Origin of the sequence: Marinobacter sp. CH_CUG1437-1, from assembly GCF_037029655.1 — a bacterium.
GTDB classification, from domain to species: domain Bacteria; phylum Pseudomonadota; class Gammaproteobacteria; order Pseudomonadales; family Oleiphilaceae; genus Marinobacter; species Marinobacter salsuginis.
The window spans coordinates 498,310-510,405 of record NZ_JAYMEW010000002.1 but is presented as its reverse complement, the minus strand read 5'-3'; the positions used below and the strand labels follow the sequence as shown (position 1 = coordinate 510,405).

Annotated in this window: 13 protein-coding genes; 1 reads left to right on the top strand and 12 read right to left on the bottom strand. The window is 57.0% G+C overall.

Annotated features, from left to right (window positions below; translation table 11 throughout):
- Position 1: 1 nt before the first annotated feature.
- The 3 genes from WA411_RS07755 to WA411_RS07745 are packed head-to-tail and all read right to left on the bottom strand — an operon-like array spanning position 2 to position 2,418.
- Positions 2 to 1,033, bottom strand: a complete 1,032-nt coding sequence (locus WA411_RS07755; protein ID WP_291907192.1) for a polysaccharide deacetylase family protein — start codon at positions 1,031 to 1,033, stop codon at positions 2 to 4.
- A 46-nt stretch (positions 1,034 to 1,079) separates the two neighbouring features.
- On the bottom strand, positions 1,080 to 1,745 hold the full coding sequence (locus WA411_RS07750; protein ID WP_370686242.1) for a DNA-J related domain-containing protein: 666 nt from the start codon (positions 1,743 to 1,745) through the stop codon (positions 1,080 to 1,082).
- A 28-nt stretch (positions 1,746 to 1,773) separates the two neighbouring features.
- Positions 1,774 to 2,418 (bottom strand): TetR/AcrR family transcriptional regulator, encoded by a 645-nt coding sequence (locus WA411_RS07745; RefSeq protein WP_291907198.1) that lies wholly within the window; start codon positions 2,416 to 2,418, stop codon positions 1,774 to 1,776.
- A 72-nt stretch (positions 2,419 to 2,490) separates the two neighbouring features.
- Here WA411_RS07745 and ttcA point away from each other — a divergent pair, with 72 nt between their 5' ends.
- Positions 2,491 to 3,405 (top strand): tRNA 2-thiocytidine(32) synthetase TtcA, encoded by a 915-nt coding sequence (gene ttcA / locus WA411_RS07740; RefSeq protein WP_136631821.1) that lies wholly within the window; start codon positions 2,491 to 2,493, stop codon positions 3,403 to 3,405.
- Between the two features lie 4 nt (positions 3,406 to 3,409).
- Here ttcA and WA411_RS07735 read toward each other — a convergent pair whose 3' ends face one another.
- The 9 genes from WA411_RS07735 to ccoN form a co-directional block, all read right to left on the bottom strand.
- Positions 3,410 to 4,099: a sulfite exporter TauE/SafE family protein gene (locus WA411_RS07735; protein ID WP_291907201.1), complete on the bottom strand. Its 690-nt coding sequence runs from the start codon at positions 4,097 to 4,099 to the stop codon at positions 3,410 to 3,412.
- Complete coding sequence (ccoS, locus tag WA411_RS07730; RefSeq protein ID WP_069183354.1) at positions 4,096 to 4,356, bottom strand: cbb3-type cytochrome oxidase assembly protein CcoS; 261 nt, start codon at positions 4,354 to 4,356, stop codon at positions 4,096 to 4,098. Before ccoS ends, WA411_RS07735 begins: the two co-directional genes overlap by 4 nt.
- 38 nt (positions 4,357 to 4,394) lie before the next feature.
- Positions 4,395 to 6,842, bottom strand: a complete 2,448-nt coding sequence (locus WA411_RS07725) for a heavy metal translocating P-type ATPase (RefSeq protein WP_291907205.1) — start codon at positions 6,840 to 6,842, stop codon at positions 4,395 to 4,397.
- Positions 6,839 to 7,354, bottom strand: coding sequence for a FixH family protein (locus WA411_RS07720; RefSeq protein ID WP_069183356.1), 516 nt, complete (start codon positions 7,352 to 7,354; stop codon positions 6,839 to 6,841). The genes WA411_RS07725 and WA411_RS07720 overlap by 4 nt, the downstream gene beginning before the upstream one ends.
- A 44-nt stretch (positions 7,355 to 7,398) precedes the next feature.
- Positions 7,399 to 8,829, bottom strand: coding sequence for a cytochrome c oxidase accessory protein CcoG (ccoG, locus tag WA411_RS07715; RefSeq protein ID WP_291907210.1), 1,431 nt, complete (start codon positions 8,827 to 8,829; stop codon positions 7,399 to 7,401).
- Positions 8,830 to 8,956: 127 nt separating this feature from the next.
- Positions 8,957 to 9,847: a cytochrome-c oxidase, cbb3-type subunit III gene (ccoP, locus tag WA411_RS07710; RefSeq protein ID WP_291907212.1), complete on the bottom strand. Its 891-nt coding sequence runs from the start codon at positions 9,845 to 9,847 to the stop codon at positions 8,957 to 8,959.
- The gene (locus WA411_RS07705) at positions 9,844 to 10,029 is read right to left on the bottom strand and encodes a CcoQ/FixQ family Cbb3-type cytochrome c oxidase assembly chaperone (RefSeq protein ID WP_069183359.1); all 186 of its coding nucleotides are present in this window, start codon (positions 10,027 to 10,029) and stop codon (positions 9,844 to 9,846) included. The genes ccoP and WA411_RS07705 overlap by 4 nt, the downstream gene beginning before the upstream one ends.
- A gap of 4 nt (positions 10,030 to 10,033) precedes the next feature.
- Complete coding sequence (gene ccoO / locus WA411_RS07700) at positions 10,034 to 10,642, bottom strand: cytochrome-c oxidase, cbb3-type subunit II (RefSeq protein WP_069183360.1); 609 nt, start codon at positions 10,640 to 10,642, stop codon at positions 10,034 to 10,036.
- A gap of 15 nt (positions 10,643 to 10,657) precedes the next feature.
- Positions 10,658 to 12,088 (bottom strand): cytochrome-c oxidase, cbb3-type subunit I, encoded by a 1,431-nt coding sequence (gene ccoN / locus WA411_RS07695; RefSeq protein WP_069183361.1) that lies wholly within the window; start codon positions 12,086 to 12,088, stop codon positions 10,658 to 10,660.
- Between the last annotated feature and the right edge of the window lie 8 nt (positions 12,089 to 12,096).

Here is a 12,096-nt window from a genome sequence, read left to right as displayed (position 1 = left end):
GTCAGTCCTCCGGCTTACTCAGATCCAGCCACTGCTGGGACAGCCAGTAGTAGCTGCCATCACCGACAGGGTGCGTGCAGTTATAGCGGAACCGCCGGCTGTTAAAGGCCTCAGGGGCTTTCACTTCCACATTGCCGTCGATGACATCAAAGTCGATTCGTCCCTGACCGGACGCAAAGCATGTCAGTCGGTTGGCATCAATGGGGTCCACGAGCGGGAAAACCAATGTGGGCGGATTCTCGGAGATCACGCCATCTGGCAGCTCTCCGGTATTAACAGGGAAGGCTTTACTGCGTAGCTTGTTCTCAAGGTTCCCTAACTGACCATAGGCGTTCGCCATCGGAAAGCGAGGCAGCCGGGTTTTCTCTGTTTGTTGTCCGATGGCTCCGGATTGCTGGCCAAAACCATACCAGCCTCGCTCGGCAATTTTGCGTTCCAGTGCCTGGTCAAACTCTCCGTACGGGTAAGCGAACATTGGTGCAGGCGAATCCAGCTCCTCTTCAAGGGATTCCTGGGCCGAATCGAGGCTGTTAGTAACCCGGGCCTGCCAGTCGCTTTCGCTCTCGTTTGGCTTTCGGGCAAGGTGTCCATGGTCTGCGCTGTGGTTGGCAATGGTAACGCCCGGACGCTCGGCCAGTTCCCGAATCTGATCCCAGGTCATATAGCCGTTTCGGCCAACGGCTTCGGTGTTTACAAAAATGGTATAGGGGTAGGCCTTTTCGGCCAGAAGTGGCGCCGCGGTATGGTAGACGGAGTCATAGGCATCGTCGAAGGTAATCGCGATGCGATTACCTTGCCCATCGGTACCGGCCAGTGTTGCTTCTGTGCCTTTGTGCAGATCCACAACCTCCAGCTCCAAATCCGAGATCATATCCAGCTGGCCCTCGAAAAGAGACACAGACGTACTGGTGGCGGGCGGCGTTGAATCACTGACATGATGGTACTGCAGGACAACGAGATCTGCGCGCGCTGCGGTGCCAGTCGCCATCAAAGTGACGATCATGGAAGATTTCAGGAATGCTTTAAGCTGCATATCGTCTCCTGTGTTTCTGTGTCCTGGCTCAGTTGGAGCGGACCGGTCAGATGCTATGCCGAAAATGGGCTTTCAGTACCGCAAAGGCCTGATTGAGATGCTGAATGGTTTCGGTCTTGCCGCCGCGGTCTGGATGGGCGTGCATCACGGCCCGGCGGAAACGCTTCTTGACCGTTGGAAAATCCCCGGGAACGGCCTGGAATCCAAGTACTTCCGCCGCCGCCTTCGCTTCGGCTTGCGCAGGCGCCTGGCCAGGCGAACCTGCCCAGAAATCATTCATCATCTGTTGGATTGCTTCCTCGGGCAGACGGTACTGGGACAGGTCCAGATAGAAATGGCGGAGTGTGTCGACACTGTCGGGAACACCCTCGCCACCGACTACCGTCTGCGCCTCGATGCGAATATTAAGAGGCGAGATTGTGAGGCTCTCGCCGGCCTCAGACAACTGGTCCCGCAGGCGGTAGAGCACATGGAACAGAAGGAAGTGAACCGGGTAGAGCTTTTCCGGTTCGCTGAACACAACGTCTCCAAGCAGTTCCCACGGCGGTTTCTGAAGGGCCTTGATCAGCGATAATTCGTTCATGCCTGCCGGTGCCGACCGGAGCTCGTGCTCAACGGCCACCAGAAGATGCTGAATCTGTTGTTCCAGGCAGTCGTCTTCATTTACTGCTCCGGGGTAAGCGGAGCGCGTTGGAGAATGGCGGTCTGTCATAGAACCCATGTTAGGGCACTCCCGGTCATCAGGGAAGTTCCGCCAACCTCGGGAGGCCGCCGATGAACAGAGCGCTCGAAAACCGCGTTGCCCTCAAAGCTTCGGCATCTGCTGACTCCGGGGTTCTGTGCGCGCGTCGTGCGAGCGTCAGGCTGGTCTCGTAGGCGACCCCGAAAAAAGCGGCGCACAGGTACTCATGATCGATTCGGGGAAGCAGGCCTCGCTCCATAGCCTCTCGAACGTCGTCTTCCAGAGAGAGCATGGTCAGACCAAGAATATCCGAACCGAACAGTTCCCGAAGCGCGCGATCATTGCGGTGCGCCAGCTCATAAACCAGCGGATCCCTGGCAGTCGCGGTGAAAAGTGCCAGATAGGCGTAGTGGATAAAATCTTCGGTGTTATTCGCTGCGCGCCGGTGGCGGGTGAGATTGTCATTCAGATTGGTCAGGAAGTCGGTGAGCAGAGCGGCGAAAATGTCCTGCTTGCTGGAGAAATAATTGTAGAAAGTGCCGGCGGCAAGACCCGTGCGCCGGACGATGTCACGGATGGTTGAGTTCTCATAGCCCCGCTCCCTGAAACATTCCCGTGCGGCATGCAGGATCGCTCCGCGGTTCCGAATCCGGTTCTGTTCCCGTTTGCCTGCGACCTCTTCGCTCGATTGCAACATATCCATGTCGGTATCCTGTCCCTGAATCCATGTGACGCGTATAATCGCACGTCCATTTGCCCTATGAACGTAGTGTGTATGTCCGAAGCAATGATCGCCAGTTCCGAACAGTCCCTCAACCCAGAGCGGGAGCGCCGCCAGAAGCTGGAGTTGAACAAGCTGCAGAAACGTCTGCGCCGCGAAGTCGGGCAGGCGATTGCCGATTTCTCGATGATTGAAGCCGGCGATAAAGTCATGTGCTGCCTCAGCGGCGGCAAGGACTCTTACGCCATGCTCGATATTCTGCTCAACCTGCAGAAGAGCGCCCCGGTTTCGTTCGAGCTGATAGCCGTCAACCTTGATCAGAAACAGCCCGGATTTCCGGAAGAGGTGTTGCCCGAATACCTGTCCTCCATGGGTATCGAGTATCACATCATCGAGAAGGACACCTACAGTATTGTTAAGGAAAAAGTGCCGGAAGGGAAGACTACCTGCGGTCTGTGCAGCCGGCTACGTCGTGGAATTCTCTATAATTTTGCGGAGGAGCACGGGGTTACCAAGATAGCCCTTGGTCACCACAGGGACGATCTGCTGGAAACCCTGTTCCTGAACATGTTCTATGGCGGCAAGCTCAAGTCGATGCCTCCGGTTCTGCACAGCGACGATGGCCGCAATACGGTTATCCGGCCGCTGGCCTACAGCCGGGAAAAAGATATCGCCCGTTATGCGGGGCTGCGGCAGTTCCCCATCATTCCCTGCAACCTGTGCGGTTCCCAGGAGAATCTTCAGCGCCAGGTGATAAAAGACATGTTCCAGGCCTGGGATAAGCAGCACCCCGGTCGGCTGGAGACCATGTTCCGCGCCATGTGCAATGTGGAGCCCTCGCACCTGGCAGATACCAATCTGTATGATTTCAAGGAAGGCAAGCGCCTCGGTGGCAAGCGCCAGGCCGTTCATACGGCGGAACCCGAGGCACAAACAGACTTCGGGCGTTTGGATGTACTGAACATCTAGCCGGCTAGTGTCTGGCCAGATGCAGAAAAGGCAGCGTCCAGAGGCCGAACAGGATCAGCAGGCCGCCGGTGACTTTGCGAAATAACCGGTGGCTCTGCAAGCCGCGAATCCAATTGGCTGCGAACCCCGTGGCCAGCATCGAGGGCAGGGTGCCAAGCCCGAAAAACAGCATGGTCAGCGCTGCGGAGCCCACCGTGGGCTGCAGTGCTGCCCACCCCAGCGTGCTGTAAACTAACCCGCAGGGCAGCCAGCCCCATAGCGCTCCCAGTGCAAGTGCCTGGCCGCCGTGGTTCACCGGCAGTAAGCGGCGGGTCATGGGTGAGAGTCGTGCCCAGATTGGCGCGCCTACCCGTTCAACGTATCGGATCCCCTGCCACCATTGCCCCATGGAAAGCCCCATGAAGATCAGCAGAAGCCCCGCCAGGGTGCGAAGCACGAGGCCCGCAGAGGCCCACTGGCTGGCGGCCGATGTACTGGCCAGCGCGACCAGGGTGGCGATCAGCACATAGCTGCCGATTCGTCCGAAGTTGAAAGCCAGAAGCATGACGGTTTGCCGGAACCGGAAACCCCGGCCCACGGGAAGCGCCATTGACAGGGACGCGCTGATACCGCCGCACATTCCGAGGCAGTGCGTACTGCCAAGCAGTCCGATCAGGAAGGCGCTCGGATAACTGAGGTAGAGTTCCGGATTCATCCTTTCTGGGAGTTATCCTCATCCGGATTGGCGGCCTTGCTGGCCTCCGATACTTGTTCAGGGGTTTGTTCTTCGGCAGCCGGTTTATCGGTGCGAGCGTCGTCCGGGATCATGTCCTTGTCGTCATCGTAAAGAATCCGATGGGCGGGGCCTTCGAGATCATCGTACTGACCGTTCTTGACCGCCCATGAAAACAGAACGATGCCCAGGGCCACCAGTATGAGCATCACCGGTACCAGGAACATTACGATTTGCACGGCGAAACCTCGTAGGAAAGAGTATAGGGTTTACGTTATCAGGACAGGGCCTGGGCGCCAACCGCCGGGTTTGGCTGAACCGTTTGCTTCGGTGCTTTGCCGAGCCTCAGCGCGTTCAACACAACGACCAGGGAACTGAGGGACATACCGATTGCTGCCAGCCAAGGCGGAACCATTCCTGCTGCTGCGAGGGGTAACGCGCAGACATTGTAGGCAAGTGCCCACCAGAGATTCTGTCGGATGATTCGCCGTGTTTGACGGCTGGTTTTCAGGGCTTCGACCAATTGCAGTAACTGGCCGTTCAGCAGAACTGCATCAGCTTTCAGTTGAGTCAGGTCTGCGGCTGTCCCCATGGCAACGGAGATTCCGGCGCCGGCCATGGACGGTAGATCGTTCAACCCGTCGCCGACCATCATGATTTGCCGGCCCTCAGATTCCAGCTTCTGCAATACCGCCAGCTTTTCCTCCGGAGAAGCCTGCCCGATTGCTTCATCGATGCCCAGCATACCCGCCACCTGCTCAACATGGCCTGAGCGGTCGCCACTGAGCAGCAAAGTCCGAATGCCGGATTCCTGGAGGGCCTTGATGGCAACTCGGGCATCATCCCGGGGTTGGTCGTCGAGCCTGAAGCAGGCCAGCCATTCGTGATCTGATGCCAGCCAGATCTCCATGCCTTGATGCTGCCCGGATTTGGGTGCGGGTGCGCCTACATGCTGTTCGACAAATCCCCGATGGCCAATGAACAGCGTCATAGTGCCCAGCTGGCCTGAGAGCCCACCACCCAAATGATTTTCCACATCTTCAACTGCGGCGGTAGTCCGACGATGGAATACTCTGGCGATCGGATGTTCAGAGTATTTCTCGAGGCCGGCCGCAAGCTGCAGGCAGGTCTCCTCATCCATGCTACCGACAACCTCTGTCCCGGTGAGACTGAGCTCCCCTCGCGTCAAGGTTCCGGTTTTATCGAACACGACGGTATCGATGGTGTTCATTGATTCCAGGGTATGGCCCCTCGTCGGCAAAAAGCCAAGGCGACGGAGCCTGACTGTTGCCGAGGTGATGGCGGTCGGGGTTGCCAGTGACAGCGCGCAAGGGCAGGTTACCACCAGTACCGACAGGGTGATGTCGAAGGCGTTGTCGGCGCCAGCCAGCCACCAACCGATCCAGACCACCGGAGCCAGTATGAGTACCCGCCCAACAAATTTCCCTGCCATACGATCGGCCATCATCGCGACCTCGGGCTTTTCCGATTGCACCCGGTCCAGCACCCGGAGAATACCTGACAGCCGGGTTTGTGCGCCGGCCTTCACCACCCTTACATCAAGCGGATTCTCGCCGTTGACACTGCCGGCATGAACGGTATCCCCGGGGTAGCGGGTTTCAGGCAGATATTCTCCCGTCAGCGCAGCCTCGTTGAGAGTGGACTCTCCCCGCACGATCTCGCCATCCACGGGCAGGGTCTCACCGGGCCGAACCCGAACGATATCGCCGGGCCGAATCTGGTGGGCCGGCACTATGTCCGTATCATCACCGCTGACTCGTGTGGCAACTGTCGGCTGGAAACCTGCAAGAGCGTTTCCGGTTAGCCCCGCGCGGTAGCGGGCCTGCACTTCAATGTAACGACCGAGCAGCAGGAAGAAGGTAAACATGCATACGGACTCGAAGTAGACTTCCTCGCCGCCAACAATGGTTACCCAGGCACTGGCGAGGTAGGCAAGCCCGATAGCAATTGCAACCGGCACATCCATGGTCAGATGCCGGCTCTGTATATCCCGGCGCGCGTTTCGGAAAAAAGGGGCAGCGCTGTAGAGAACCACCGGAGTGGCCACCAGCAAGCTGAACCATCGAAAGAAGCTGACAAACTCCGGCGACAGATCGTTGACCAGCTCGAAGTACAGGGGAAAGGCCAGCATCATGCTCTGGAAAGAGCCTATGCCCGCGATGGCGACCCTGATAAGCATGGACCGGTGTTCGGCCTTGAGGGCCTGTTCCGCCTCGTCTGCCTGGTAGGGGCGGGCCGTATAACCCAGCTCATGAATGGCAATCAGAAGGTCGCTGAGCGATGCCTTATCGGGGGACCAGACCAGCCGGGCTCTCTGTGTGGTGTGGTTTACCGAAAATGAAACGACACCGGGCTGTTGTTTCATGTGGTTTTCAAGCAGCCAGATGCAGGCCGCGCAGGTAATCCCGCCAATCAACAACTGGGCTTCCTGGGCGCCTTTGACAGGGGCAACAAAGGATTCCTGAATCAGAGGATGGTCAAGTTCCCTGATACGGTTTAATTCTGCTGCGGTCAGTTGCTTCGGTGTGACAGCCGGTTTTGTCCGAAAATCATAAAAACCGGTCAGACCCTCACTGTGGATGGTCTGGCAAACCGCCTTGCAGCCCTGGCAGCAGAAGTGGCGAGTTGTGCCATCGAGCTCAAGGGTAATGGGCGGCTCACCATCTGCCGGTTCACCGCAGTGAAAACAATCCAGGCTGGTCAACCTTGGGCAGACTCCCCGGCCTTGACCGTTATGCCGCTCTCGGAAGGCAGCCAGGCTTCTCCTTTGAGACGCCACTCGTTGGCCGGACCACGGAGGTCGTAGTACCAGCGACCGTCAATATCGTTATGGAGCTTTCCGGCAAATCGTCCCGGGGCAACTTGCTGGAACTGGATGGTGCGGTCCTTGTCCGAAAGCGTTGGATGGAACAGGTTGAGAATCAGATAGGGGAAATCCGCCGGACCGTCAACGGTATTCAGATCCACGGTGATGTTCCGGTTCTGAAAATCGATCCGGGCTTCCATCCCCAGATCCACAGCTTTCTGGTCCCGGGCAATGGACATATTGATACCGCGACCTTCCTTGGACCAGTCGTCGGTGACCATTGCATTTTCAGTGCTGACAGCAATCGTAATGGCAACGGCGCAATAAATAATGGATGCGCCCGGGAATATCAGCAGGAACCAGAACCAGGGCTGGCGGTACCAGGGTGCTACGGGTGTTTCAGTTGTCATAAATCAGTGTCTCGTTAATGCGGTCAGGTCCGCGCAATCAGAAATCAGCGCGTTGGACCGACAAATCGGCTTTCAGTTTCAAGGCTGAGCGAAGAATCCGTCTCGGATTGCGCCCTGAACAGGATATCGTTGTTGGACTCGGTAATGGATTTCGGAGGCACATCGACAACGGTCGGCAATGAGCGGTTTTCCCCGCTTTCAACGGTTACCGATGTGTCAGTCAGGATCCGGATCCCCTCCAGTCCGGTCACGGCGAGAGTGAAGGTCTGGGGAACCTCTGTCATATTGGCAATTTTCAGCGTGTAGGAGTTCTCGATCCGACCTTCGCCATTGAAACTGTAAAGGGCGCCGCGATCACGGAGCGCATCCATTTGCGCCGGTACCCGGGTGACTATTGTGAAAATAATGGCCGCAACCATCAACGACAGGACCGCACCATAGCCAAAGGTTCGTGGCCGCAGGAGCTTCGAGGTCTTACCCTCGAGTTCATTCTCCGTGGTATAGCGGATCAGGCCCCTCGGGTAGTTCATCTTATCCATGATTTCGTCACAGGCATCAATGCAAAGGGCACAGCCGATACACTCGTACTGAAGCCCGTCTCTGATATCGATACCCGTTGGGCATACCTGGACGCACTGGCCACAGTCGATACAATCGCCGAGGCCGGCCTCTGCCGGATCCACGCCCTTTTTGCGGCCACCCCGTGGCTCGCCGCGGTTTGGATCGTAGGAGACCACGCGGGTGTTGGGGTCAAACATGACGGACTGGAAGCGGGCATAAGGACACATGTACAGGCAAACCTGCTCGCGCATCCAGCCAGCGTTCAGGTAGGTGGCGACAGTAAAGAAGGCCACCCAGAAATAGGCCCAGCCATTGGCCTGCAACGTAAACAGGTCTGCGATCAGTTCCCGGATCGGGTAAAAGTAGCCGACAAAGGTCAGGCCGGTAGCCAGGGCGATCAGGAGCCATAACGTGTGTTTGGCGGATTTCTTGGCAATCTTGTTGGCGGAACTGGGAGCTTTGTCCAGTTTCATCCGCTTGTTTCGGCTGCCCTCTATGCGCTCCTCAACCCACATAAAAATGAACGTCCAGACTGTCTGCGGACACGTGTAGCCACACCAGACCCGGCCAAACAGGGTGGTAATGAAGAACAGGCCAAAGGCACAAATAATTAGCATTCCCGATAGAAGGATGAAATCCTTCGGGTAGAAAGTGGCTCCGTACAAATGGAACTCACGGGCAGGGAGGTCAAAATGGATCAGGGGTTGTCCGTCCAGCGTGAACCAGACGAACGCAAAGTACATACCCATTAGCAACGTCAGGCTGACATTACGAATACGCTGAAAGAAGCCTTTGACTTCCTTGACGTAAATCTTCTTGCGGCTGGCGTAAAGCTCGACGGTTCCGGATTTATTATTGTTGTCGGAGGGGTCAGAGGATGGGTCAACCTGTTTGACCGGAATCTCACTGCTCATCGTTACCTCCAGGAAAAGGGTAATGCGGGGCAACAGGCCTTTAGTCTGCTGATCTTTTCAAGCCTGTGCCCGCACGCAGACACAGGGTTGAAAAGACCGGGCCGGGGTCAAACCCCGGCCGGCTGACTCAGTTCGATAGGCTATAGACGTAAGCCGCGAGAATCTGAATCTGGTCCTCTGATAGGCGGCCGCTTTGTGCTGGCATCTGGTTCTGGCGACCGTTCATGACGGTCTCCTTGATCCACTCATAGGTAGAGCCATAGAGCCAGGTGTTGTCGGTCAGGTTGGGCGCACCCAAGGCCTGCATACCCTTACCCTCGGGGCCATGACAGGCCACACAAGCCTGGGCAAAGACCTGTTCGCCCGCTTTGGCGGCCTCGGCGTCTTTTTCACGCCCGCTGAAGCTCAGAACATAGTTCACAACCTGGTCAACCTGTTCGTTGGTCATGCTGGGCATGGTGCCTTTCGCCGGCATGTTACCCATACGACCATTGTGCAGTGTTTCCAGAATGGCGTCAGGTGTCCCTCCATAAAGCCAGTCGTCGTCGGTCAGGTTGGGGAAGCCAACCTGGCCACGAGCGGCAGAGCCGTGGCAAACCGCACAGTTGTTGGCGAACAGACGCTGGCCAATTTTCATGGCGTCGTCATTCTCGGCCAATTCAGGAACCGGGGTCTGGCCGTACTGGGCGTAGATTTCACCGTATTTCTCTTCGGCCTCTGCTACTTCGGCTTCCCATTGGTTAACGGCGGTCCAGCCCAGAAGGCCTTTCCAGTTACCGAGGCCCGGGTAGAGCGCGAGGTAGCCAAGTGCAAAAATGCACGTTGCGATAAACAGATAGAACCACCACTTGGGCAGTGGGTTATCGTATTCCTCGATGCCATCAAAGGAATGGCCCATGGTACGATCGGTTTCGGTATCGGTCGTCTGGCTCTTGCGGGTCGCCCAAAGCAGCCACCAGCAGCCAAAAATCGTACCGAGCACGATCACGCTGATCCAGATGCTCCAAAAGGTACTCATTCTTTTTTCTCCGTTTTTTCCTGTTCGAGCGTACGCTTCTCGACGTCATCGTCGTCGAACGGCAGATGGGCTGCCTCGTCGTTGGCCTTCTTGCGGTGGGCGCTGTAGGCCCACCAGACGATTCCCAAAAAAACCGCCATTACCAGAAGGGTGTGAACACCGCGTAACTCATTGATATCCATCGAATCACCGTTTCTCTGAGATCACTGTGCCCAGCTGTTGCAGGTACGCGACCAGAGCTTCGATTTCAAATTTTCCTTCCACCTGGGCAGAGGACTCTGCGATCTGCTCATCGGTGTAGGGCACGCCCAGAGTCTGCAGTGTTTCCATCTTGGCTGCGGTCTTGGTGTGGTCGACCCTGTCTTCAAAGAGCCAGGGGAAAGCCGGCATGTTGGATTCGGGCACAACGCTGCGCGGGTCATAAAGGTGCTGGCGCTGCCAGGCGTCGGAATAACGACCGCCTACACGGGCCAGATCCGGACCTGTGCGCTTGGAGCCCCAAAGGAACGGGCGATCGTATACGAACTCGCCCGCAACGGAGTAGTGGCCATAACGCTCCGTCTCCGCCCGGAATGGGCGAATCTGCTGGGTATGGCACACATGGCAGCCTTCACGGATGTAGATGTCCCGACCTTCCAGTTCCAGTGCTGACAGGGGCTCGAGGCCCTCAACCGGCTCATTGGTTTCCTTGAGGAAAAAGAGGGGAACGACCTCGACCAGGAAGCCACCGCTGATGGTCAGGATGATAAGAACGATCATCAGACCAAGGTTTTTCTCGACTACTTCGTGTTTCATCTGATCTCTCTCCCGTTACGCTGGCTGCGTCGCCGCGTTGTCCTGGGCCACTGCATCTTTTTGACGCACCGTCATGTAAACGTTATAGGCCATGACCAGCATGCCGCTCAGGAAGATCGCGCCGCCTACGAAACGAACGAAATAGCCAGGATATGAGGCTTCCAGGGCTTCAACAAAGCTGTAGGTCAGGGTGCCGTCCTGGTTGACTGCACGCCACATCAGCCCCTGCATGATGCCATTGACCCACATGGCAACGATGTAAAGCACGGTGCCGACGGTCGCGAGCCAGAAGTGTACATTGACCAGAGCTGTACTGAACATGGCCTGAACGCCCCAAAGTTTGGGAATCAGGTGGTAAACGGCACCGATACTGATCATGGCAACCCAGCCAAGGGCACCGGAGTGAACGTGGCCGATGGTCCAGTCAGTGTTGTGGGAGAGGGCGTTTACCGTCTTGATGGACATCATCGGACCTTCAAACGTGGACATACCGTAGAAAGACAGTGAAACCACCAGGAAGCGAAGGATCGGGTCGGTACGCAGTTTGTGCCATGCGCCCGAGAGGGTCATCATGCCGTTGATCATACCGCCCCAGGAAGGTGCCAGCAGAATCAGGGACATTACCATGCCTGCGGTTTGCGCCCAGTCCGGCAGTGCAGAGTAGTGCAGGTGGTGACCACCGGCCCAAACGTAGGTGGCGATCAGGGCCCAGAAGTGGACGATCGACAGGCGATAGGAGTAAACGGGCCGGTTGGCCTGCTTGGGAACGAAGTAATACATCATGCCCAGGAAGCCGGCGGTCAGGAAGAAGCCTACCGCGTTATGGCCATACCACCATTGCATCATTGCATCGGTGACACCGGCATACGCAGAGTAAGACTTGAAAGCACTGGCGGGCAGCGCCATGTTGTTCCCGATGTGCAGGCATGCAACGGTAATGATGAATGCGCCGTAGAACCAGTTGGCCACATAAATGTGGGGAGTACTACGCTTCATGACCGTTCCGAAGAACACGAGCGCGTAGGTTATCCAAACAATGGCGATGGCAATATCGATCGGCCATTCAAGTTCGGCATATTCCTTGGAAGAGGTAAGGCCGAGCGGCAGGGTAATTGCTGCGGAGACAATGATCGCCTGCCAGCCCCAGAAGGTGAAGGAAGCCAGCCCATCGGATATCAGTCGGGCCTGACAGGTGCGCTGCACCACGTAGTAAGAGGTAGCGAACAAGGCACTTCCACCAAAGCCGAAGATAACGGCGTTAGTATGCAGCGGCCTGAGACGGCCGAAGTGGGTAAAGGGCAGGTCGAGGTTGAGGGACGGCCAGACCAGCTGTGCTGCAATCAGCACACCCAGCGCCATACCTACAATACCCCATACCACTGTCATGATGGCGAATTGTCTCACCACCTTGTAGTTGTATGTCAGGTTTGCATTTACTGTGCTCATAGCCTTAC